Below are 24,074 nucleotides of genomic sequence, written 5' to 3'. Positions count from 1 at the left end.
TTAATCTACCAATTCCGGTATTTTTAGTGAGTTCTTGATGGCAATTCAGTGGTTCCCCGGGCATATGCATAAAGCCGGGCAGGAAATGAAAAAAATCCTGCCGCAAATGGATCTGATAATTGAAGTACTGGATGCCCGGCTGCCTTATAGCAGTTCCAATCCGATGCTTGCCGCAATACGTGGAGATAAACCCTGCCTGAAAGTGCTTAATAAGGCCGATCTGGCTGATCCTGCACTCACTGCAATCTGGCAGGAATATCTTGAACAGGAACAGGGCATAAAAACACTGGTTTTGTCGGCAAATGCGACGTCGCGAGGCAAGGAATTGATTGCGATGTGCCAAACCATGGTGCCCGGTAAAGCCAGCAGTGTAAAAAAGATACAGGCACTGATTATGGGCATCCCGAATGTTGGAAAATCGACGTTAATTAATGCGTTGGCCGGACGACAGATAGCCAAAACAGGTAATGAACCGGCGGTAACCAAAGTGCAGCAACGGATTATTGTTGATGATGTGGTGGTGTTGCATGATACGCCGGGCGTGTTATGGCCAAATCTGGAAAATCACGACAGTGGTTATCGTCTGGCGATCACCCATGCGATAAAAGAAACAGCCTTTGAAAATCACGATATAGCTTTATATGCCGTCAAGTATCTGATGCAGCAGTACCCTGAAGCCCTGTTCAGTAGATTTCATGTGGATGACATCACAGACCACGAGCAAACGATGTTGGAAAAAATGGCTCAAAAACGTGGTTGTATTAAAGCGGGTGGCGTGGTGGATATTGAGCGGATTAGTAAAATTCTGCTCACTGAATTACGCAATGGTCAGCTTGGCAGACTGACGCTCGAAACGCCCGAGATGACTGAGCATGAGTGGTTACAGGTAATACAGAGACGCGAAGAAAAAGCGGCCAAAAAAGCGGCTCGTAAAAGTAAACGCTGATAGCTGGCAACATCTGCGGGTTGAATCGGTCTATTCAACAACGTTAATGGAGAAATGAGTTATGCGTATTTTAAGTCTTTCACTGATGCTTATATTGACGGCTTGCGGGGCAACAAAACCCTCTCTTTATGCAAAATCAAATAACGATATTACCTATGAGCAGGTTCTGCAGAATATCGAGATGCATCAAGGACAAACGGTTCGCTGGGGTGGAATGATTGCTCAGGTAGCCAATTACGAGGATTTTTCAGAGTTGACTATTGTGCAATTTCCATTGACCCGGCATGGGGTGCCTATATCAACTGAAAACAGTGCCGGGCGCTTTATTGTTCGCAGTGAACGATTTCTTGACCCATTGATTTATTCACCGGAGAGACTGGTGACGTTTCTTGGAACCGTCAAGACACTGCAGCTGCAGAAAGTCGATCAGAAAATGTTATCCGTGCCTTTGGTTACAATGGAAGATGATCATGTCTGGCCACAAAAAGATCCGGAATCATCCCGGGCCTATAACCCCAAACATGACGCGCCATTTTTGGGTTATGGTTATTATGGAACCGGCACCTATTCCCCTTAAAGACTGCGCTGTTGCTTGCGTCTTAATCTAAATAATAATTATTTGCATTTAGAATAATCAATCCTTATACTGCATCTAACCTTATCAATCTTGCTGAGGTATTTAAGATGCAGACATCAAAAACGTACTTTCCGAAACAAAATGCCATACAAGTAGCGTTTAGCCCTGATCGACTGGAAGCGTTAATCAGTCAGGGAAAACTACACGCTGCTGACTTTAACTGTCTGGACAAAAAATCCAAACGAACGGTGTGGAGCATGTTGCTCGCCGCCGCAGCTCACAGATTGAGTTAATCATGAATGTAAACAGAGCCGAACGAGCAGAAACCTGGTGTGAAGCTGTCATTTTAGCCGCCAATGAGCAACTGGAATCAATGTATCGTCAACATGCTTCAGCATGCCTGGCGTTGCAGATTTCACGAAATTATCGATTATTACTGACCCACAACGAACATCCCTTAAAGAAACAGCACTGGCGGGCCTTATCTCAGCGCTGGCTGCTCAGTTATCAACTTCATCGAGGCCAACAACGTGGATTACCCGATATGTTGGAAAGTCTCTGAATTTTCAAATTTACAATAAGGAACTTCATCATGGCTTCAAATTCCTGCCAACCTGAAAATGTTTTTTCTTCCAGTACCTGTGACATCCAGTTTTGTCCTGATTGTCAGATGGTGCATGTCAATATGGGCGCTATCACCATCCGTATGACCGAACAGCATTTTGCCACTTACGCAATTGATATCAGCAAAGCGTTGTTTCATATGCGGCAACGTGAAATTCATCAGGCGGATATGCGGGTAATGATGTAATTAAGCATTTCGCGCTGTAATTCAGACGATCATGATTCAGGCTGTTTAATGTCACTTTAAGTGATATCAGTCACCATTGAAGGGAGCTTGGCTCCCTTTTTTGTCTGAAATGTATGGCAAGATAAAATCCTGCTGCTATTTTCAGCTATGCTTACACTTTACTTGTCAGTAATGGTTGAGGAATGCGGTGAATGCTGAAAGGGATTAAAGTCGCGGGTGTCGTGATAATTTCTTCGCTGATATTGATTTGGCTGGCTTGTGGAATACTGATAAATCATGCCAAGGATTTGAAGCTGGAACAAATCAAGCTTGCTGCCCCATGGTTGCTTGAACATTACAAAGTCACAGATGTACCAGTGAAAAATGGATGGCTGTTGGCCGATCAGCTGTTTATCGAAATTGAATCGCAGCTTTATGTGAATGCCGAACCTAAACTACGTCTTAACCGTCCATTATTAGGTGGGATTTTACTCGAGGACATTATTGCCCTGGCAACGGATGATAATCTTATCCTGTTTGATACCGGGGGCCAGTATATTGGTGCGTTGGGAGCCGCAGAACTTATTCCGGCGGAAATTCAGAATATAGGCCTACATCATGGACTCCCAATACTGCAAACAAGAACTGGAATGTGGCAAGGGAATTCGATTTTGGATGATTGGCAATTGATCTCCCTCGATGGCGTTTCATGGAGTGAGTCGGTACCGATTCCAGATTCAACACTGGACCAACTGAGACAACAGTTTGAAGCATACGGGATCACACTGGGGACGCTGTTAACAGATCTGCATAGCGGACGTTTTTTCGGTGAACAGGGCCGATGGCTGATTGATGCGTTAATACTGTTGATTGTAGTTCTGGCCCTGCGCGGCATGTTTGGATTATCAGACAAGTCATAATGTAATGACTATGCCATTATAAAAATCACTTACGGGAGGTAGGTTTTTGAGACAGACAGGGTTTCCGTTTCTGCCCAAAGACTTCATTGAAACTGAAGATGGATTGATCTTTGCTGTTGTTAGCTATCACTCTCATGATCAGAAAGTGGGCTGCTTTTTACGCTACGTTCATGATCAAAATGGCTGGCATAAGGTCGATACAGAGCAGGCCAACCGATTACTTGAACGACATCATCCCGAGTTTCTGTTTTATTCAAACCAGTTTGATGCAGCATTTCATGCTGTACCGGTGGACAGAATTTTTCGGCATCATCGGCCCGAACAACGGCTGCAGCAGTTATTGAATCAGCCGGCAGAAGATCTGCTGCAACACAAATTGCATAAATTAATAGCGATTTTCCGGCAATATTCAGTAGATATTGATGCAATAGGTCTTACCGGCTCAATGCTGATTAATCAGCAAAAAAGCACATCAGATATTGATTTAGTTATTTATGGACGTGATGCGTTCCATCAATGCAGGCAAGCAGTCAAAAATGCAATTACCAATAATATTCTGCAGAAACTTGATAAAGCACAAATGCAGGAAAACTATCAACGTCGTGATAGTGAACTGAATTTTGAAAGTTTTAGCTGGCATGAATATCGAAAATACAATAAAGCGATGATCGATGGCAGTAAATTTGATATCGGCATGGTCTGTCTAACAGATGAACTGGATATTGAGCATCGGCATTTTTTTAAACAAGGCATTAAAACCATCCAGTGCCGGGTGACCGATGACAGTCGTGCGTTTGATTTTCCGGCACGATACCGAGTTGATAATGCGCTGACGCCTGAAATCATTTCCTTTACCCATACCTACGTTGGACAAGTGGAAAAAGGTGAATTTATTGAGGTGTGCGGTGCATTGGAATGTGATGCCTCCGGAACCTGCCGAATTGTGGTGGGTTCTACCCGTGAGGCTCGAGGCGAATACATAAAGGTGATAAATCAGAAATGAGTGAATTGATTCAAAATACTAATACAAAAGCAGATATTGGTGTGGTGGGGCTGGCTGTTATGGGTCAGAACCTGGTGCTGAATATGAATGATAAAGGCTTTAAGGTGGCGGTCTATAACCGAACCTCATCCAAAGTCGATGAATTTTTGGAAGGTCCTGCCAAAGACACCAATATTATTGGTTGCCATGATTTGAAAAAATTTGTTGAGAGCCTGCAAATCCCGCGACGCGTGATGTTAATGGTGAAAGCGGGACCGGTGGTAGATGCCTTTATTGAGCAACTGGTCACCTATCTGGATAAAGGTGACATCATTATTGATGGCGGTAACTCGCTGTTTAATGACAGTGACAGACGCACCCATGAACTGCATAAAAAAGGCATCCTGTTTGTTGGTAGTGGTGTTTCCGGTGGTGAAGAGGGTGCCCGTTTCGGACCTTCCTTAATGCCCGGCGGTAATTTTGCAGCGTGGCCTGCGATTAAACCCATTTTCCAGTCCATTGCCGCGCAAGTTGATGGTGAGCCTTGTTGCGACTGGGTCGGCAATGATGGTGCCGGACATTACGTAAAAATGGTGCATAACGGCATTGAATACGGCGATATGCAATTAATTTGCGAAGCCTATCAGATGATGCGTGAAGGACTGGGTATGTCCGGTGACGAGATTCAGCAGGTGTTTGCTGAATGGAATGAAGGTGTTCTGGACTCATATCTTATAGAGATTACCCGCGATATTCTGGCGGTCAAAGAGCCGGATGGCAGTTTGCTGATTGATCATATTCTGGATACGGCAGGCCAAAAAGGTACCGGCAAATGGACCGGAATAAATGCGCTGGAGTTGGGTATACCGTTAACACTGATTGGAGAAGCAGTTTTTTCCCGCTGTTTGTCTGCCCTTAAAGATGAGCGAGTCACTGCCGCCAACATTTTGCCTGCTCATGCGGGGCAATTTTCAGGTGATAAAGCTGACATGATCAATGCGATTCGTGATGCTTTGTATGCCTCAAAAATTATTTCCTATGCTCAAGGTTATATGTTGATGCGCGAAGCGGCCAAAACCTATGGTTGGGAACTTAATTATGGTGGCATTGCTTTGATGTGGCGCGGCGGCTGTATTATTCGCAGTCGATTTCTGGGGAATATTCGCGATGCTTTTGAGCGTAATCCAAAACTGGAAAATCTGTTGCTGGATGATTTCTTTATCGATGCTATTACCGAAGCTTTACCGGGTTGGCGGAAAGCAGTTGTTTGTGCCATTAGTCTAGGTGTGCCAACTCCAACCTTCAGCAGCGCGTTAGCCTTTTATGATGGTTATCGTAGTGAGCGATTGCCTGCCAACCTGCTACAGGCACAACGTGATTATTTTGGCGCGCATACCTATGAACGACTGGATAAACCTCGTGGCGAATATTTCCATACCAACTGGACGGGGAGGGGCGGAAATGTATCAGCCTCAACTTATGAGGCCTGATTTCTAAATAGATAAAGTTACGATGAAAAGGGCGGTTATTCGCCCTTTTTGTTATTTAAAAATTGGTTTACCCGTCAAGACTCACTTATCATTTACGCCATGGATAGAATGACACATTGGCGCATGATGCCAGAATTTTCACATTTGCATGCTGATTTTGCCGATCTGGATAAAATTTTTAAGTTACAAGGTGAGACCATTACCAGTGAACGACTTTCGGATCTCATCCGGGTAAACATTAATAATAGTGACTACTACGTTAAACGTTACCGATTTGCTGGCAAGGGGTTAAGGCGTTTTTTGGGTATGTCTCGTATACAATCTGAATGGCAAAACCTGCTCTGGTTTAGAGAACAAAAGATTGCTACAGCGACAGTAGTCGCCTTTGGCATCGAGAAAACGTGGGGCGTGTTTCAGCGAGGTGCGTTAATAACGCAGGCCATTCCAAACAGTGAAGATTTGGCCAGCCTGGCCAGAGCTGATGATCCACGTTTGAGTGATGCAAAATGGGTGAATAAAATCAGTATGCAAGCTGCAAAAATGCTGCAAAAAATGCATAACAAAAGCTTTGTGCACAATGATTTTAAATGGCGAAATCTGCTGGTGGACGATGAGGATCGGTTATTTGTGATTGATTGCCCGCTGGGAGCTTTCTGGCGGGGAGCTTTATTGCGTTACCGTTGCATCAAAGATTTGGCTATGCTGGATCGTGTTGCTAAATATAAACTGAGACGCAGTCAACGAATGCGCTTTTATCTGCAGTACCGTGGTCATCAGCATTTAACCAATGAGGATAAACGTCAGCTAAAACAACTTTTATCACGAAAGGTCAGGAGAAAAAGCAGTTTTGCGCCTAAATCAGCTGTTTAGCGGTGTTTTTCGCGTTAATATCAACAGCTGATTCGGTTCGCCAACGATATAAATATTTCCCTCTGTATCTGATGTGACACCTTCAGGTTGCTGCATTAATGGCCAGAGATTAAATGGGCCCAGACCCAGTCTGACACGTGACCGTTCCTGACCCATAAAATCAATGACATGCAGACTATGCGATTCATCACTGAGCACGAGTAATTTCTGCTCGGTACTCTCATTGAGTAGCGTTAATCCCGAAAAATCACCCACATCAAGCCGGAGCTTTTTTATCGCATCAAATTGACTATCATTGCTATCATCAGTCAATGAAAAATGCAGGATCCGTGCGGGCTTTTCACGTACGATAAATAAGCCATTTTGTTGTGAAATCGCGATGCCTTCAATACCTTTGTTCTCCTTTTCAGGAGAGGATATCGCGATCGTTTTTACATCCTGGTAGTTTATCTGTGTTGTTGAATCAAGGATTTCAATAAAGCTGACAGTTTGCTGTCGTTCTTCACTGATAATAAACATATTGTCTTTTACATAATCAATACTTTCAGTATCCGAGAAGCCAATTAAATCAATTGTTTGCAGTAATTGTCCGGTTTTACTCATCACAACGATTTGTTCAGGATTGTTTACGACACCATACAAATGTCCTGACTCAGGATGATAGGTCAATCCTGATAAATTATCGACAATTCCATCAATAGTAAGTACGTTACTGAACTGATAATCCTGTTGCAGATTCCACCGGCTATCCTGAACGGCTTTGGCGGAGCTAACTGTGCTGAACCAAAGGCAACCACTCAGTAGCGTAGTAATAAGCAGAACAGCAATCCATAATCTCGATTTTGTTTGGTTCGAGAATAACGACATGTGTGAATCCTTCAGCCTGAATAATTTATCAATATCACGAATGGATATGACATTAAGACTGTACGATAGAGATACAGGCTTAATTCAAGCTGAAAATTTTTTAATACACTGCGCCGTAGTTTGAGTCAGATGATTTATTTCTGTCGAATGCGACGGTGGCGTCTAATCATCTACATCATCCATATCTGCCTGACCCGATAATCGACGACGGATATGTGACCAGGACATGCCGACCGCAAGAACAGCCGCAATCAGGAATAAGGCAATATAGGTAAACGCCGCGTGATGGCGCAGTTCGAGAATACCCAGATCAAACAGCCACCAGACGATAATGGCAAAAAAGGCAAAGGCGAGAATCAGGCCAAAACCGCCCAGGGAACGAAAGGTTGCCCGCAGGTAAACGGTCCAGCCAATCAGGATAATCACGGTAGCCATGGCAAAAGGAGGAGTGATACCCGTGCCATTACCTAAAATGGCGTCATTAGCCCAATGATAATAACTGTAACCGCTCGGGTTGTAGCTGATATAGACCAACAAAACAGCAAACAACAAACGTAATAAAAAGCCTTTGCTATTAAAACGTTGTGCCATGTCGGATTCCTTTTGGGTTATTTGGGCTAACTAACGGATCTTAAAATTATCAAATTCACCTGTAGCAGATTGTTCTGTAACGGAAATATCCGTTACTTCCGCAAAACGAGGACCTTGCCAGGCCCAGTCCAGTAATTGCTTGAGTTGTTCAATCTGGCCTTCAGCCACGATCTCAACCTGACCATTGCTGAGGTTTCGTACCCAGCCCCACAAGCCGAGTTTCTCAGCAGCAATCTGTGCCGACATACGATAGCCAACACCTTGCACACGGCCTCCAATCAACAGATGATAACGCGTTATTCCCATTCAATCGTAGCGGGTGGTTTCCCGGAGATATCGTAGACGACTCGTGAGATACCGCTGACTTCATTGATGATACGACGTGATACCAGATCCAGGAACTCATAAGGTAAATGCGCCCAGCGCGCGGTCATAAAATCGATGGTTTCAACCGCACGAAGTGCGACTACATAGTCATAACGGCGGCCATCGCCCATTACACCAACTGATTTGACTGGCAAAAACACTGCAAACGCCTGACTGGTTTTGTCGTATAAATCGTGAGCCCGTAATTCTTCGATGAAAATGTTATCGGCTTTACGCAGCAGATCGGCATATTCTTTTTTGACTTCACCGAGGATGCGTACACCCAGACCCGGGCCAGGGAAAGGGTGGCGATAGACCATATCGCTTGGCAAACCAAGTTCGACGCCCAATTTACGTACTTCATCCTTAAACAATTCGCGTAATGGCTCAATTAATTTGAGTTTCATGTGCTCCGGTAAACCACCAACATTGTGATGGGTTTTAATCACATGCGCTTTACCGGTTTTAGAGGCAGCCGACTCAATGACATCAGGGTAAATAGTGCCTTGTGCCAGCCACTGTACGTTGGTGAGTTTGGACGCTTCTTCGTCAAATACTTCAACAAACTCACGGCCGATAATTTTGCGTTTGGCTTCCGGATCATTTTCACCTGCCAGTGCTGACAGGAAACGATCTTCAGCATCCACACGAATCACGCGAATGCCCATATGTTTGGCAAACATCGCCATCACCTGATCGCCTTCGTTTTCACGTAGCAAGCCGTTATTCACAAACACACAGATCAGCTGATCGCCAATGGCCCGGTGCAGCAAAGCGGCCACGACGGAGGAATCGACACCACCAGATAAACCCAGCAATACCTCATCTTTGCCAACTTGTTGACGGATGGTTTCGATACTGTCTTCAATAATATTGGCGGAAGTCCATAAGGTTTCACAACCACAGATTTCGGTAACAAAACGCGAAATCATCCGTTGACCCTGAGTGGTATGGGTCACTTCTGGGTGGAACTGCACACCGTAGAACTGTCGTTCTTCATCCGCCATACCGGCAATAGGCGCACTGTCGGTACTGGCTATAACTTTAAATCCATCGGGCATTTGGCTAACCCGGTCACCATGACTCATCCACACATCCAGCATGCCAAAACCTTCAGGTGTCGCATGATCTTCGATATCTTTCAAAAATGCAGAATGCCCGCGAGCGCGGATTTGTGCGTAACCAAATTCACGATGTGATGACGACTCAACCTGACCACCTAACTGTGTAGCCATGGTTTGCATACCGTAGCAAATGCCCAAAACCGGTACATTCATTTCAAATACACAGAGCGGTGCGGCAGGTGCCGCTTCGCCAATAGTTGAATCCGGGCCACCCGATAGAATGATGCCTTTCGGAGCAAATTCACGAATTTCGGCTTCGCTGATATCCGGGTTACGTAACTCGCAATAGACACCGACCTCGCGAATACGACGGGCAATCAGCTGGGTGTATTGTGAACCAAAATCAAGGATCAGAATGCGATGGTCGTGAATATGGCTGCTCATGAATCTCTCTTACAGTCAGATAAAAGATACCGGTCTCTGTTCAGAAACCGGTATGCAACATTAATTAACGCGATAATTTGGTGCTTCTTTGGTGATGGTCACGTCATGAACATGGCTTTCATTCATGCCAGCAGAAGTTACACGGACAAATTCCGGTTTGGTGCGCATTTCTTCAATAGTGCGGCTGCCGGTATAACCCATGGAAGCACGAACACCACCCATCAGCTGATGAATAACAGGACTCAGACTACCTTTGAATGGCACGCGGCCTTCAATGCCTTCCGGAACCAGTTTGTCAGCCTCACTGGATTCCTGGAAGTAACGATCGCTGGAACCCTGTTTCTGTGACATTGCTCCCATTGAGCCCATGCCACGATACGATTTATAGGCACGGCCCTGGAATAATTCCACTTCACCGGGAGCTTCTTCAGTACCGGCAAACATACCACCAACCATAATGGCATGTGCCCCGGCAACAATCGCTTTGGCAATATCACCGGAGTAGCGTACACCACCATCAGCAATCAACGGCACACCCGTTCCGGCCAGTGCGGCAGCCACATTACTGATGGCAGTGATTTGTGGTACACCGACACCGGCAACAATACGCGTGGTACAGATAGAGCCGGGACCAATACCGACTTTGACCGCATCAGCGCCGGCTTCAACCAAAGCTTTTGCCGCAGCAGCTGTGGCGATATTACCGCCGATGACCTGCACTTGAGGATAATGTTGTTTGACCCAGCGCACCTGATCCAATACGCCCTGTGAATGACCGTGTGCTGTATCGACAACAATGACATCCACACCGGCTGCAACTAATGCATCAACACGCGCTTCGCTCTCTGCGCCAATGCCGACTGCCGCGCCAACACGCAAACGTTCCTGTGCATCTTTGGAGGCCAGTGGATTGTCTGTTTGTTTTTGAATATCTTTAACGGTGATCATGCCCTGCAGATGAAATTTATCATCCACAACCAGTACTTTTTCAATACGGTTAGTGTGCAATAAGTGGAGAACTTCCTCACGACTGGCATCTTCACCGACGGTCACCAGTTTATCTTTGCCAGTCATGATTGATGACACCGGATTTTCAAAATGTTTTTCAAAGCGTAAATCACGGCTGGTTACAATTCCGACCAAATCATTACCATCTACAACTGGAACACCGGAGATATTGTGGGAACGGGTCAACTCAACAACATCGCCGATTGATGTGTTGGGGCTGACGGTAATCGGATCACGAACCACACCACTTTCAAATTTTTTCACCTTACGGACTTCGTCAGACTGCTGTTCGATGGTCATATTTTTGTGCAGAATACCCAGACCACCTTCCTGTGCCATTGCTATTGCCAGACGGCTTTCTGTGACGGTATCCATCGCAGCGGATAACAATGGAATATTGATGGTGATATCTCGTGTCAGTTGAGTTGACAGACTGACATCACGCGGCAGAACATTTGAATAGGCAGGGACTAATAAAACGTCATCAAATGTCAGGGCTTCTTGCGCAATTCTCATGAGGCGGGTTCCCGAATTTACTGTAATATGATCGACAAATTATATCAGGAACTTAGTGGTTTATGGCATCACTTATGACATCGGATTCGCAAGCAAAACTCGCTGCCCGTGCTGTCAAGGATGTATATCCGGTTTCGCGATTGGTCAGAGAAGTCCGGCTGATGCTGGATGGTTCGTTTCCGCTATTGTGGGTCGAAGGAGAAATATCCAATTTAGCGATGCCGGCTTCCGGGCATATTTACTTCACACTGAAAGACTCAGCTGCGCAAGTACGCTGTGCCATGTTCCGTGGCCGCAATCAGCAATTACGCTTTACCCCTGAAAACGGCATGCAGGTATTACTGCGCGTCAAAGTCACGCTGTATGAAGGCCGCGGTGAATTCCAGCTGGTTGTTGAGCATATGGAAGAAGCAGGCAGCGGGGCCTTGCAACGCGCCTATGAAGCGTTAAAAGCCAGATTGGGTCAGAAAGGTCTGTTTGATACCGCTCATAAAAAACCGTTGCCGGCTTTGCCGCAAACCATCGGCATTGTGTCCTCACCGGATGGGGCAGCGGTACACGATATTCTGCATGTTTTGAAGCGTCGTTTTCCGGCAATCAAAGTGATTTTGTATCCCGTTGCTGTACAAGGTGAAGCAGCACCACGGCAGATTGCTGCCGCCATTCAAACCGCTGATCAGCGACAGGAATGCGATTTGCTGATTGTGGGGCGGGGTGGTGGCTCGCTGGAAGATCTGTGGAGTTTTAATGATGAACTGGTTGCCAGAGCGTTATTTGCCTGCCAGATTCCCACTATCAGTGCCGTAGGCCATGAAATTGATTTTACCATTGCCGATTTTGTCGCCGATGTCAGAGCACCGACCCCTTCGGCAGCAGCCGAGTTAGCCGTCCCTGAAGCACGACAGTTGGTTTTGAATCTGGGCAATTTGTTGCAAACCCTGAACAGTCGGATTCGTCAAAAGCTGTTTAATGAACACCGGCATATCCGTTATTTATCACAGCGCCTGCCGAAACCCCAGCAACAGATCAAGCTGCAATTGCAACAGCTGAAACGCTTGCAGACACAACTGGATTACAGCTTTCAACGTCGTTTGCAAAGCAAACAGCAGCAACTGGATTATCTGTCAGTGCGCTTACCGCATCCCCAACTGCGAATCAGCTGGCGGCAAACCCGCTTAAAGGATTTGGCTCAGCGATTTGAAAAAGCATTTTCCGTGCAACAGCAGCAGTTCAGACAACAAAGTCAGAATCTGAACGCTCGTTTGCAGCGACTGTTACCCGTTTCCCGGTTAAAGCAGCAGCAACAGCTTGTTGATGCACTCTCTGCACAATTAAATCGTCTGACCAGACAACAGATCAATGATCATAAACAACAACTTGCGCAGTTAATGCGAACTTTATCTGTCGTCAGCCCTTTAAATACGCTGGAGCGTGGCTACAGCATCACCAGTGATACTGAATCCGGGAATGTTATTTACCGTTCCGATGAAGTGGAAATTGGCCAAACACTGCAAATTCGTTTATCAGAAGGCCAGTTGGACTGCGAAGTGCGTGATAAAAAATGAGGTTCAACGTTTTTTATTTACCCATTCTGCTGTTGCTGAGTTTCTCTGCCTGGGCGTTACCACAACAACTTCCGGTACCTGGCGGCGTGATCATTTTACCGTTGGAAACGGGTGGAAATGTTGCACCTGAAGTCAGCTATGAACAACGGCAGGTGATGGTGATAAAACAGGGTTCCCAATGGCAGGCTGTGGTTGGCATTCCTCTGGCAGCCAAACCGGGAAATCATAAAGTTTTGGTGGATGACCAGGGCGTATTGAGCAGCATTGTGTTTGAGGTCAGAAACAAATCCTATCCCACCCAGCATGTGAATGTGCCCGATGATCGTAAAGTAAATCCCTATGCCGAAGATATGGTTCGCATCGAAGCTGAAACCGCCAGGATTAATAAAGCGTTGCGTAATTGGCGAGTGAGTGATGATGTTCCCTTCAACTTTGTCTGGCCGGTTGAAGGACGTGTAAGTGGCCTGTTTGGTCGCCGCAGAGTGTTTAATGGCGAAGAACGTAATCCCCACAGCGGAATTGATATTGCCGCGCCAACAGGAACCGGCATTATGGCGCCTGCCGATGGTGTGGTGACCGATAGCGGCGATTACTTTTTTAATGGCAATACCGTCATGATTGATCATGGCCAGGGTCTGGTGACCATGTTTTGTCATCTGGATCGAATTGATGTCAAAGTCGGCCAACAGGTTAAACAAAGAGATATTATTGGTACGGTGGGTGCAACAGGACGGGTGACCGGGCCGCATCTGCATCTTGGAGTCAGTCTGAATGATGCTCGGGTAGAACCTTTGTTGTTCTTTCCCCCGCGGGATGGTTACCCATTGTTAGACTGATCGCTTTGCTTGCTGTACTGGTTTAACAATTCTGTCAGCAAGATAAAGTTAACCGGTTTGGTGAGATAGGCGGTAAATAACCCTTCTGCCTGCTGTAAATCATAGGGCATAGCCGCAGCAGTCACGGCGATAACCGGAATATGACGGAACTTGGGATTGGCCATGATCTGCTCAGTGGCCTGCAGACCACTGATTCCAGGAAGATTAATATCCATCAGGATAACTGCCGGCATATTTTGCTCCAGCCATTCCAATCCGGCTTCAGCGGTTTTACAGACATGCAGGTGATATTGTGGCAGGCGTTCAAAAAACGCTTCCATTAATTTGATATTGGCCGGGTTGTCTTCAATATGCAGAATGACCGAACCGGAATCGGCCTGAAGTGGATTGTCAGAGGGAATCGAGGGTGGCGGTTCATGATGATGAACATTGTGCAGAGACCGGTCAGTGACAGGTAACTCTACCCAAAAGCGACTGCCTTGATTTTCGCTGCTTTCGAAACCGATGTGACCATCCATGGCCTTTATCAGTCTCTGGGTCACAATTAATCCGACGCCGGTACCTTCAATCCCCGAGTTTTCCTGCCCCAATCGATCAAACGCCGTAAACAGATAGGCTTGTTTATCCGGTGGTATGCCCATACCGGTATCTTTAATGGTAATACGCAACCGGTTGGTCGATTTGATGATTTCGCCTGTAATGAGTACCTCACCATCAGGACGGTTGTATTTTATGGCGTTACTGACCAGGTTGATCAGTACTTGTTTAAGTTTGGTCAAATCAGCCAGCACTAATTGATTGGGGATATCTCCCGTCAGAATTGTTACCTGATAGCGATCCGCCAGATTTTTCAGCATTGGCAGGCAATGTTTTATGGCGCTCGTAACATCAACAGCCTCAATGGAAACTTCTACAGAACCGGTTTCAATTTTTGCCAGTTCCAGTACATCGTTAATCAGCTTGAGCAAGTGTTCACCACTCTGGATGATGAGCTTCAGACTATCTTGCTGAGTATCGGTAAGCGGTGCCTGTTTATCACTTTGTAGCAGCTGGGCGAAACCTAATATCGCATTAAGAGGGGTGCGTAACTCATGGCTCATTGCCGACAGAAATTCCGATTTTGCCTGGTTGGCTTTTTCAGCTTCTTCCTTGGCGGCGATCAAGGCCAGGTGCTCCGCTTTTTGCAAAGAAATATCACGGGCTATGCCGGTAAAAAAATAACGACCTTCCCATTTAAAGGCACTTAAGGTCAGTTCAATGGGAATAATTTGACCACTTTTATGTAATGCTTCCAACTCAATCGGCTGGCCAATTATTTTGGATTGCTCGGTGCTTAAGAAACGTGACATGCCATTTTCATGATGATGTCGATGTTGAGCGGGCATCAGCCGGGTAATATTCTGGCCAATAATTTCTTCCGGTTGATAACCGAATAAGCGAACAGAAGCCGCATTAAAATTCTGGATAACACCCGTTTCGTCAATGGTAATAACGCCTTCAAGTGTGTGATTCAATAATGTTTGTAAACGTTCACTTTCGCGTTTGGCTTTCTCTTCCAGCGCTTTGCCTTTTTCTAATTCCGCTTCAAGCGCTGCCGTTTGCAAGGCAATCTTTTCACTCAACACTTTGGCATGATGGCGTTTAATAAAATAACCAATCATGGTGACTGCGGCTAAAGCGATAAGCGAAAATACCAGCCATTTCAGCCATATTGATATGCTGGGTGTAGGGTCATAGATAAATCCATCAAGTTGATGGTCATTATTAACCAAGCCTAACTGCTGATAGTGTTCAGCGATTTTTTGCCAGCGTTCAATCGTCATATGACCTAATGAAACGGTGGGATATAAACTGAGCTCGCTGAGTTTTTCAGCTTCAAATTCAAGATGAGCCCGGGTTTTATTTTGATTGTTATAGTCCTTTAAAATCAGATCAATCATTTCCTGGGGATGTTCCAGGGCATATTGCCAGCCTTGTATAGTGGCCTCTCTGAATGCTGCCACGACCTGCGGATGACGCCTTAAATACTGTTCAGAAGTAAACAGGATATCGCTGTAGAAATTAATATTGAATTCATGCGGTGACAAGGTGTGGTAAGCCACACCCTGATTCTTCATCCAGAAAGGTTCATTGGAAATATAGGCTGTAAGTGCATCCACTTCACCGGCAATAAGATTATCGATATCAGCCGGAGAGGGATCCACTATATCCAGTTGTGAAGGATGAATATTGAACTTGAGTAGCATCGCCGATAAATCATCAGCGTAGGACTGCCGGGTAACCGTTTTACCAACGAAATCGTTCGGATGTTTTATATCTGAATCCGCTCTGACCAGCCAGGTGTAAGGGCTGCTTTGAAATATGGCGGCTATAGCGACAAACGGGCGACCTTTTAATCTTTCGACCACCAGGCCTGCACCGGAAAGTCCAAAGTCAACGATACCGGTTTCAACTTCATTGAAAGGTGCTGTATGGCCGTTAGTCATGGTTACTGCCAGCCCGGCTTCCTGATAAAAGCCTTTTTCGACGGCGGCATAAATGCCAGCAAATTGAAATTGATGCTGCCAGTGAAGTTTGATTGATACGGGTGTCAGCTTTTGATTTGGTTCATCGGCCACTGCTAAATTGGCAAACAACAGCAAGGCAATCGCAATCAATCGACACATAAATAGTACTCAAACAGAGTTCAATTCATCTTACCTTACTGATCCGGGGAATTGCCAGAAACTTGTTGTGGAAATCTACAGGCGAAAGTCCCGTCCCAGATAAACGCTGAGTACACGCTTATCCTGCAGGATTTCATCGGGTGTACCTTTGGAAATGACTTCACCTTCGTTAAAGATGTAGGCTCTTTCACAGACACTCAATGTTTCACGAACATTATGGTCAGTGATTAAAATGCCAATACCTCGCTCAGCAAGTGCTTTGATAATACCCTGAATATCTAATACAGAAATCGGATCAACACCGGCGAAGGGTTCGTCGAGCAAAATGAATTGAGGATCCATGGCTAATGCCCGGGCAATTTCAACGCGGCGTCTTTCACCACCGGATAACGCCATGCCTAACGATTTTCGAATATGGCTGATATGAAATTCATCCAGCAATCTTTCCAGTAATTGCTGTTTAGCGTCGAGGCTCAGTTTTTTGCGGGTTTCAATAATGGCGTAGAGATTATCTTCTACTGACAATTTACGAAATACGGAAGCTTCCTGGGGGAGATAACCAATACCTAATTGAGCACGTTTGTGGATCGGTTCATGGGTGAGTTCTTGTTGATCGAGAAAAATGCTGCCGTGATCGACCGGGATCAACCCGACAATCATGTAAAAGCTGGTCGTTTTTCCGGCTCCATTGGGGCCAAGCAAACCGACAATTTCACCACTGTTTACTTCAAGGGAAATATTTTTAACAACCTGTCTATCGCCAAATTGCTTGGCAAGCGACATTGCAGAAAGCTGACTCATGTAATTTCCGTGATTTATTCAGGATTCATTTGCAGATAACGCGCACTGACCCAGCCAATGATCGCTTTATCACCACTCATCCCTCTGACTTGGATCCATTCGGGTTGACGGGTCAGCACAATCACCTCTGTGTTTTCGATAAAGGCACCAATACGTTCATATTGGGTGCCGGGACCGGTTCTGACATTCAGCGTGGTTTGAGTGGTCGCCGTTGGATAACTCATTTCCGATTGCTGTTCCGGTGCCTCTGTTAAAGGCTGAGGTTGTGGTGCGGTTGGTCTGGCCGGTTGAGTCTTGTTTTTTTCACGCTGACCGGGAGGCTGAATAGTGATATGAACCCGGCCGCTGGATTGTGTCTGGCCATCGACTTCGACTGGTCTGGAGTTGGCAATAACAATGTTTTTATCAATATCATATTCAATATGATTGCCACGGAATTCATCGCCTGATTGCCAGACATAACCTTGGCCTACCAGATAAATTCGTTGGGTACGGGCGTGGTATTCCATCTGTAAGGCTTTGGCTTTAACCGGTTTGTCGCCTTCCTTGTGCACCTGTTCATAGGTGGCGAGATTACCTTCCGCAATGGCTTTTTCCAGTTCACGGTTTTCATCATAAAAGAAAGTAATGATGTCGCCTTCAATACGTAAAGTACCCTGAGTCAGAATAGCATCACCTTTGTATTGGGTGACACCGGTTTGATCATCAAGCTGCGCATGATCTGCTTCGATATTGATGGGTTGCTCCCGATCACTGGGTAAGGCAAGCGCAATAGACGGAATTGCAGCAAGAACCCAGAGCAGATTAATTAACAGGTGGCGCATTATATTGTCCTCTCACCCTAGAGTGCAGATTGATAGTTTCTTCTTGTAAAGCCGCATGGAAACCCACTGAATGGGTATCTCCATGTGGCGATTTCATGGTCACCGGCTGATCGGTATACGCTGTATTATGAACAGTATCCAGATTCAGAATGTCAGTTAATAACTGAATTTCCGGTTGATCTTTATTGGTAATAATAACATTGCCGGTGAGAAGTATGTTTTCGCCTTCACCCTGAGTTTCAGCATGATCTGACTCGATTATCCAGTCGTTATTTTCCGGTGCAATAAACAGGGTCGTCGGGTTGAAAATTTCGGTACGGTCATTTTCCGGGTAGTGGTACAGCGTTTCGCCGGTAATGACTCGTGAAGGTTTGCCATTGATATCCATTACTGTCAGTTTGAAGTCAGTCATGCCAAAATCGATACTGTAATGCACAGAGGCTTCCGTTCGAGGGGCTTCTGGTTTATTGAACAGCATCCACAGACTGACCACTGCTATCAGCAGTAGGGCAATTTTGAGATAACCCGGAATATTAAAGATGGCGTTCAATTTGATCCTGCAGGGTTCCCTGTCCTTCCATAATAAATTCACATACATCACGTGCCGCACCTTTTCCACCCATGGAAGGAGTGATCCAGTGAGCATGTTTTTTCACAACCGCATCAGCATCTTGCACAGCAATCGCCAAACCCACTCGGTTCATGATGGCCAAATCAACCCAGTCATCTCCAACATAAGCGCATTGTTCCGGCTTCAGCTTAAGCGTTTTAAGTAATTCTTCAAAAGCAGGTAACTTAACTTTTTGTCCCTGATAAACCAGATTGATGCCAAGGCTTTGCATACGATGCTCAACCACCCTCGAAGTGCGCCCGGTGATAATAGCAATATCGACACCAGTGTACTGCAGCAGTTTCATGCCATGGCCATCACGAGAGTTAAATGCTTTATGTTCCTCACCATCATCGCCAATGATGATGCTGCCATCAGTCAGGACACCATCGACATCAAAAATCACCAGCTTAATTTGTTTGGCACGAGCCGTTATATCTTGCATTGTTTTTTTCCTGAAAATTAGACCACACCCGCACGTAATAAATCGTGCATATTGAGTGCGCCCGTTAAGTTATGGTTTTTATCGGTAATCAACAGCCCATTGATTTTGTATTGTTGCATCATTTGTAATGCTTCGGCGGCCAGCATCTCAGCCTGACCGGTTTTACAATGGCGTGTCATATGATCTTTCAGCGGTGCGGTGAGAATATTCACTTCCTGTGCCAATACACGACGTAAATCACCATCAGTGAAAATACCGACCAGTTTGCCAGCATTATCCACCACAGCGGTCATGCCCAGACTTTTGTTAGACATTTCCATCAAGGCTTCACGTAATAAAGCCTGTTCATTGACCTGCGGAATCGCCGAGCCAGTATGCATAATATCGCTGACGCGTAATAATAAACGTCGACCAAGATTGCCACCGGGATGAGAAAGGGCAAAGTCTTCGGCGGTAAAACCGCGGGTTTCCAGTAAGGCAATGGCCAGGGCATCCCCCATGACCAAAGCAACGGTTGTACTGGATGTGGGGGCGAGTCCCAGCGGACAGGCTTCCTTGTTCACACTGACATTAATATTGGCATCAGCACATGATGAAAGTGTGGAATCCATCCGGCCACTCATGGTGATTAACGGTACGCCAAGGCGTTTAATCAGTGGCAATATCGTCAGAATTTCGGCAGTTTCCCCGGAATTCGACAACGCCAGTACGACGTCTTTATCGGTGATCATGCCCAAATCACCATGGCTGGCTTCACCGGGATGAACAAAAAATGCCGGACTGCCGGTACTGGCTAAGGTCGCGGCAATTTTACTGCCGATATGACCTGACTTACCCATGCCAATAACTACAATACGCCCCTGACACTGCAGCAGATATTCACAGGCGCGGACAAAGTCATCATCAATCCGATCTCGTAGTAATGTCACCGCTTCCAGCTCGGTATCAATCACCGCCAGCGCCAGCATTTTTAATTTTTCCGCATCTATTTTCATATACCGTTATGCACACCTTGGTAGGCCAGCAAACTTATATAGCCTGCATAAACCAGTAATAGCAACAAACCAACCGGACGGCCCAATCTGCCCTTCAAACAAAATCGTGCAAAGAAATACAGCACGATCGTCAGACCAATCATAAAACTAAAATCACGCGTTATCAGCAGCGTATCTATTTTTGATGGTTGAATGAGCCCCGGCATGGCAAGTACAGCCAGTAGATTAAAGATATTTGAGCCAAGAATATTACCAACGGCAATATCATGTTCATTTTTTAATGCGGAAGCGATACACGCCGCCAGTTCCGGCAGGCTGGTACCAATAGCCACGACCGTCAGACCAATGACCAATTCACTGATGCCCAGTAACTGGGCGACGCCGGTGGCTCCCCAGACCAACAGTTTTGAACCTGCCAGCAGGGAAACAAGGCCGATAAAAAATAACAGGATGGATGTTTTCAGCGACAGTTTCGGCTGGGAATATTCTTTGGTGAATTCAATTTTGAGTGGGTCATCCTGCGCACTTTTCACTGCCAGCCAGGCCATACCAGCCAGCGTCAGCAGAAACCCCGAAAACAGAATAACACCATCAATACGATCCAGTTCCATATCCCAGAGCAACAGCAGCAGGGATAGAAACATAATAAACACCAGTACCGGAAATTCTCTTCGTAACGTAACGGAATGAACTGCCAGTGGGGTAATGACTATTGTGAGGCCCAAAACCAGCCCGACATTGGTTATATTCGAGCCAATGGCATTGCCAATACCCAGTGCCGGAGCACCATCAAATGAGGCTAATGCCGATACCATCATTTCCGGAGCCGAGGTACCAAATCCAACAATAGTTAACCCGACAATCAGCGGGGCAACACCGAGATTGGATGCAATACCAGCAGCGCCATCAATAAATTTATCTGCACCCCAGATCAGCAGTACAAAACCACTGATAATCGCGATGGTAAATAATAAAGAAGTCATTTCATAACCGGTGGTGGTGTCGTGAAAATAAAAAAAGAGCCGGAATAAATCCGGCTCTTTTTATTATAGCGATTGGGTTGAAGAATTACTCATCATCAAACAGATCGAAATCATCATCGTTTGGTGGATTACCATCGTAAACCAGGTATTGGCGACGTTGCAGATAAGCGTTGCGAACATAGGCATATTCATCATCTGTTGCTTCGCTTAATACACGTTGCGTTTTTAACAGATTGGCGCGGGTATCCACCACACGGGTTCCGGCTAATGCGTTACGTGCGCCCGGACCTTCAACATACATCACCGGGTCAGTAAACATATCACCCACTAAACCGAATGAGTCACGTACCGTACGTGGACCAAAAAACGGTAATACAATGTAAGCACCGGGTTCAGCACCCCAGACACCTAATGTCTGACCAAAGTCTTCATTACGTTTTTTGTTGCCGGCATGGCCTGCTACATCAAATATACCGGCTACACCCACGGTACTGTTTAACAGGAAACGTCCGGTATCATCCGCAGCCTGACTGAATTTACCCTGCAACAGACTGTTAATGGCAACAGTAATATCATTCAGATTGCTGAAAAAGTTACTGACACCCCAGCTGATGGCATCAGGAACAACAGTATCGTAACCCTTGGCTACAGGCTTCAGAACCGCACGGTCAACCGTGTCATTGAATTTGTACATTGCACGGTTGTAGCTCTCGAAGGGATCACGCTCATCGTTATATTGTGTAGTGGCACAACCGGTAAACAGAACAACCATGCTGATGAGGCTGAATCTGAAAAAATATTTTGAGTCGAACATTGCGGCATTCCCTGAAACAAATTTAACGGGAATAATCTCACGGCAGTTCCCGGCTAATCAAGTATTCTGTTGTACGAATACCAAGAAAGTATGACGATGTTGTCACTTTGCAACATGAGAATGAGAATGTTTCAGCTTTTCTGACTGAGTATTTGCGCTGTTTGGGTTGGAATAGCTGGCTGATTGTCATACATGAAACTCGCAAATACGGCGCTACATTTCTGCCAGCTATTTTCGCGAGCATAAGCAATGCAATCGGTTTTTTGCAGATTCAGCGCACTTAAAGCAGCTGTTTGCAAGTTCCAGTCAAGCTCGCCGGTTTTGCCCTCAATGATAATGTCCTTCGGACCCGTAACCGGAAAAGCAGCCACGGGCAAACCACATGCCATGGCCTCAAGAATCACTAAACCAAAGGTATCAGTCTGGCTGGGAAAAACAAATACATCGCCACCTGCCAGACAGGCCGCCAGTTCCTCTGCAAATTTGGCTCCGGTAAACAGAACCTCGGGGTAACGTTTGCGCAGCATCTCCAAATCCGGGCCATCGCCAATCACCACCTTGCTGCCGGGTAACGTCAGATCCAGAAAAGCTTCAATGTTTTTTTCCACCGCCACACGTCCCATATTGATAAAAACCGGTCCGGGTAAATCAAATTTTTTGGCGTTATCGGGCGTAAAGATCTGTGTATCCACACCACGGCCCCAGACATACACATCCTGAAAACCATGTTGTTGCAATCGTTGCTGTTGTGAAACGGTTGGTACCAAAGTTCTCGCCGCTGGCCGATGAAAGCGGCGTAACCAGGCATAACTCCAGTGGAGTGGAACAGGCAAACGCAGACGTAAATATTCTGGAAACTGGGTATGAAATGAGGTGGTAAATCGAACTTTATGTTTTAAACACCAGCGCCGGGCAGCCATACCTAATGGGCCTTCAGTCGCTATATGCACTGCATTGGCTTGCAGATTTTCCAACATATTGGAAAGTTTTCGATATGGCAGTAACGCTAAACGAATTGAGGGATACGTCGGGCAGGGAATAGTTTTAAAATTCAGCGGGGTGATCATGATCACCTCATAACCCATTTCCTGAAGATGATCACGGGTCTTGCCCAGAGTACGCACTACGCCGTTGACCTGGGGCTCCCAGGCATCCGTCACGATAACCAGTTTCATCAGGCGGCTTTGGCAATCAATACTTGCTGATTAAATAACTCCGCCCAGGGAATGATTTCCATCTGGCCGTCAGGGTGTTCCACCAATGCCGTACAACTTTCTACCCAGTCACCACAATTGTAGTAATCGATATTCTGGATTCGGGTAATTTCAGCCCGGTGAATATGCCCGCAGACCACACCATCAACGCCTTGTTTTGACGCTTCATGTGCCACAGCTTCTTCAAAGTTGCTGATGTATTGCACCGCATTTTTGACTTTGTGTTTAAGAAACGCCGCCAGTGACCAGTAGGTAAAGCCCATCTTGCGACGGAAGTAATTGACCCAGCGATTGGCGCGCAACAAAAATTCATACAATCGACTGCCAATTTTCGCCAGCATCGGCGAAATTTTTACCACGCTATCAAATTGATCGCCGTGAATGATTAATAGCTTCCGTTTATCGGCCGTGGTGTGAATAATTTCATTATGGATTTGCACATTACCGAACACCGCACCATCATAATCCCGCAGAATCTCATCATGGTTGCCGGGGACGAATATCACCTTGGTATTGTGTTTGGCTTTACCAAGCAGGGTACGAACCACGTTATTATGTTCCTGAGGCCAGTACATGCGTTTTTTCATTTCCCAGACGTCGATAATATCGCCGACCAGATAAAGATAGTCGCATTCCACATTATGTAAAAAGTTAAGGAGGAGCTCGGCACTGCAGCCTCGGAAGCCAAGATGGATATCCGATATAAACACGGTGCGAACTTTCAGCTTTTGCTTGTGACTTAGTTGTGTTTGCATAAGGCACTCATTCACTTAAAATTCTGAACAAACCCTATCTATTAGATATTGCAGTGTGATGACTGTTTTGTTGCGTTACCATGACACAAACTCCACGCACCATACTGCGGGCGATACCGAACTTAATCAGGACAT

26 protein-coding genes are annotated in these 24,074 nt (G+C 45.9%); 11 read left to right on the top strand and 15 right to left on the bottom strand.

Annotation, left to right across the window (positions count from 1 at the left end; translation table 11 throughout):
* Positions 1-37 precede the first annotated feature (37 nt).
* The 9 genes from ylqF to B2W60_RS06445 all read left to right on the top strand — a co-directional run bounded on the left by ylqF (position 38) and on the right by B2W60_RS06445 (position 6,575).
* Entirely contained in the window at positions 38-946 is a 909-nt protein-coding gene (gene ylqF, locus B2W60_RS06485) for a ribosome biogenesis GTPase YlqF (protein WP_292362025.1), read from the top strand.
* Positions 947-1,007: 61 nt separating this feature from the next.
* Complete coding sequence (locus B2W60_RS06480) at positions 1,008-1,523, top strand: Slp family lipoprotein (protein WP_292362026.1); 516 nt, start codon at positions 1,008-1,010, stop codon at positions 1,521-1,523.
* A gap of 107 nt (positions 1,524-1,630) precedes the next feature.
* Positions 1,631-1,816 (top strand): hypothetical protein, encoded by a 186-nt coding sequence (locus tag B2W60_RS06475; protein ID WP_292362027.1) that lies wholly within the window; start codon positions 1,631-1,633, stop codon positions 1,814-1,816.
* Positions 1,817-1,818: 2 nt separating this feature from the next.
* Positions 1,819-2,085, top strand: coding sequence for a hypothetical protein (locus B2W60_RS06470; protein ID WP_292362028.1), 267 nt, complete (start codon positions 1,819-1,821; stop codon positions 2,083-2,085).
* Positions 2,086-2,115: 30 nt separating this feature from the next.
* Positions 2,116-2,334, top strand: coding sequence for a hypothetical protein (locus tag B2W60_RS06465; RefSeq protein WP_292362029.1), 219 nt, complete (start codon positions 2,116-2,118; stop codon positions 2,332-2,334).
* A 191-nt stretch (positions 2,335-2,525) separates the two neighbouring features.
* Positions 2,526-3,233 carry a peptidase gene (locus B2W60_RS06460; RefSeq protein ID WP_292362030.1) on the top strand — a complete coding sequence of 236 codons (708 nt, stop codon included), beginning with the start codon at positions 2,526-2,528 and terminating at the stop codon, positions 3,231-3,233.
* Between the two features lie 46 nt (positions 3,234-3,279).
* The gene (locus B2W60_RS06455) at positions 3,280-4,236 is read left to right on the top strand and encodes a nucleotidyltransferase domain-containing protein (protein ID WP_292362031.1); all 957 of its coding nucleotides are present in this window, start codon (positions 3,280-3,282) and stop codon (positions 4,234-4,236) included.
* Positions 4,233-5,705: a decarboxylating NADP(+)-dependent phosphogluconate dehydrogenase gene (gnd, locus tag B2W60_RS06450; protein WP_292362032.1), complete on the top strand. Its 1,473-nt coding sequence runs from the start codon at positions 4,233-4,235 to the stop codon at positions 5,703-5,705. Before B2W60_RS06455 ends, gnd begins: the two co-directional genes overlap by 4 nt.
* 108 nt (positions 5,706-5,813) lie before the next feature.
* On the top strand, positions 5,814-6,575 hold the full coding sequence (locus tag B2W60_RS06445; RefSeq protein ID WP_292362033.1) for a lipopolysaccharide kinase InaA family protein: 762 nt from the start codon (positions 5,814-5,816) through the stop codon (positions 6,573-6,575).
* Here B2W60_RS06445 and B2W60_RS06440 read toward each other — a convergent pair.
* The 5 genes from B2W60_RS06440 to guaB form a co-directional block, all read right to left on the bottom strand.
* Complete coding sequence (locus B2W60_RS06440; protein WP_292362034.1) at positions 6,564-7,442, bottom strand: SdiA-regulated domain-containing protein; 879 nt, start codon at positions 7,440-7,442, stop codon at positions 6,564-6,566. The genes B2W60_RS06445 and B2W60_RS06440 overlap by 12 nt on opposite strands.
* 162 nt (positions 7,443-7,604) lie before the next feature.
* Positions 7,605-8,033 (bottom strand): DUF6524 family protein, encoded by a 429-nt coding sequence (locus B2W60_RS06435; RefSeq protein WP_292362035.1) that lies wholly within the window; start codon positions 8,031-8,033, stop codon positions 7,605-7,607.
* A gap of 30 nt (positions 8,034-8,063) precedes the next feature.
* The gene (locus tag B2W60_RS06430) at positions 8,064-8,339 is read right to left on the bottom strand and encodes an acylphosphatase (protein ID WP_292362036.1); all 276 of its coding nucleotides are present in this window, start codon (positions 8,337-8,339) and stop codon (positions 8,064-8,066) included.
* A complete protein-coding gene (gene guaA, locus B2W60_RS06425; RefSeq protein ID WP_292362037.1) occupies positions 8,330-9,907 on the bottom strand; it encodes a glutamine-hydrolyzing GMP synthase in 1,578 nt (525 codons plus the stop codon). Before guaA ends, B2W60_RS06430 begins: the two co-directional genes overlap by 10 nt.
* A 60-nt stretch (positions 9,908-9,967) precedes the next feature.
* Positions 9,968-11,431, bottom strand: coding sequence for an IMP dehydrogenase (gene guaB, locus B2W60_RS06420; RefSeq protein ID WP_292362038.1), 1,464 nt, complete (start codon positions 11,429-11,431; stop codon positions 9,968-9,970).
* A 62-nt stretch (positions 11,432-11,493) separates the two neighbouring features.
* Between guaB and xseA the strand changes: the two genes are divergently transcribed.
* Positions 11,494-12,996 carry an exodeoxyribonuclease VII large subunit gene (gene xseA, locus B2W60_RS06415; RefSeq protein ID WP_292362039.1) on the top strand — a complete coding sequence of 501 codons (1,503 nt, stop codon included), beginning with the start codon at positions 11,494-11,496 and terminating at the stop codon, positions 12,994-12,996.
* Complete coding sequence (locus B2W60_RS06410) at positions 12,993-13,832, top strand: peptidoglycan DD-metalloendopeptidase family protein (protein ID WP_292362040.1); 840 nt, start codon at positions 12,993-12,995, stop codon at positions 13,830-13,832. Before xseA ends, B2W60_RS06410 begins: the two co-directional genes overlap by 4 nt.
* Here the strand turns inward: B2W60_RS06410 and B2W60_RS06405 are convergent.
* The 10 genes from B2W60_RS06405 to B2W60_RS06360 form a co-directional block, all read right to left on the bottom strand.
* Entirely contained in the window at positions 13,814-16,498 is a 2,685-nt protein-coding gene (locus B2W60_RS06405; RefSeq protein WP_292362041.1) for an ABC transporter substrate-binding protein, read from the bottom strand. The genes B2W60_RS06410 and B2W60_RS06405 overlap by 19 nt on opposite strands.
* A 75-nt stretch (positions 16,499-16,573) precedes the next feature.
* Positions 16,574-17,299, bottom strand: a complete 726-nt coding sequence (gene lptB / locus B2W60_RS06400; RefSeq protein WP_292362042.1) for an LPS export ABC transporter ATP-binding protein — start codon at positions 17,297-17,299, stop codon at positions 16,574-16,576.
* 14 nt (positions 17,300-17,313) lie between these two features.
* Positions 17,314-18,123: a lipopolysaccharide transport periplasmic protein LptA gene (gene lptA / locus B2W60_RS06395; RefSeq protein ID WP_292362043.1), complete on the bottom strand. Its 810-nt coding sequence runs from the start codon at positions 18,121-18,123 to the stop codon at positions 17,314-17,316.
* On the bottom strand, positions 18,104-18,673 hold the full coding sequence (lptC, locus tag B2W60_RS06390; RefSeq protein WP_292362044.1) for an LPS export ABC transporter periplasmic protein LptC: 570 nt from the start codon (positions 18,671-18,673) through the stop codon (positions 18,104-18,106). Before lptC ends, lptA begins: the two co-directional genes overlap by 20 nt.
* Entirely contained in the window at positions 18,657-19,178 is a 522-nt protein-coding gene (kdsC, locus tag B2W60_RS06385) for a 3-deoxy-manno-octulosonate-8-phosphatase KdsC (RefSeq protein WP_292362045.1), read from the bottom strand. Before kdsC ends, lptC begins: the two co-directional genes overlap by 17 nt.
* Before the next feature lie 17 nt (positions 19,179-19,195).
* A complete protein-coding gene (locus tag B2W60_RS06380; protein WP_292362046.1) occupies positions 19,196-20,173 on the bottom strand; it encodes a KpsF/GutQ family sugar-phosphate isomerase in 978 nt (325 codons plus the stop codon).
* Positions 20,170-21,156: a calcium/sodium antiporter gene (locus B2W60_RS06375; protein WP_292362047.1), complete on the bottom strand. Its 987-nt coding sequence runs from the start codon at positions 21,154-21,156 to the stop codon at positions 20,170-20,172. Before B2W60_RS06375 ends, B2W60_RS06380 begins: the two co-directional genes overlap by 4 nt.
* Before the next feature lie 85 nt (positions 21,157-21,241).
* Complete coding sequence (locus B2W60_RS06370; RefSeq protein WP_292362048.1) at positions 21,242-21,970, bottom strand: MlaA family lipoprotein; 729 nt, start codon at positions 21,968-21,970, stop codon at positions 21,242-21,244.
* 131 nt (positions 21,971-22,101) lie between these two features.
* Positions 22,102-23,145 carry a glycosyltransferase family 4 protein gene (locus B2W60_RS06365; protein WP_292362049.1) on the bottom strand — a complete coding sequence of 348 codons (1,044 nt, stop codon included), beginning with the start codon at positions 23,143-23,145 and terminating at the stop codon, positions 22,102-22,104.
* A complete protein-coding gene (locus B2W60_RS06360) occupies positions 23,145-23,939 on the bottom strand; it encodes a UDP-2,3-diacylglucosamine diphosphatase (protein WP_292362050.1) in 795 nt (264 codons plus the stop codon). Before B2W60_RS06360 ends, B2W60_RS06365 begins: the two co-directional genes overlap by 1 nt.
* Positions 23,940-24,074: the final 135 nt, after the last annotated feature.

Origin of the sequence: Methylophaga sp. UBA2496 (assembly GCF_002341635.1) — a bacterium.
GTDB lineage: Bacteria > Pseudomonadota > Gammaproteobacteria > Nitrosococcales > Methylophagaceae > Methylophaga.
Note: the sequence above shows the minus strand (reverse complement) of the source record. Positions and strands in the feature narration are given on the sequence as shown.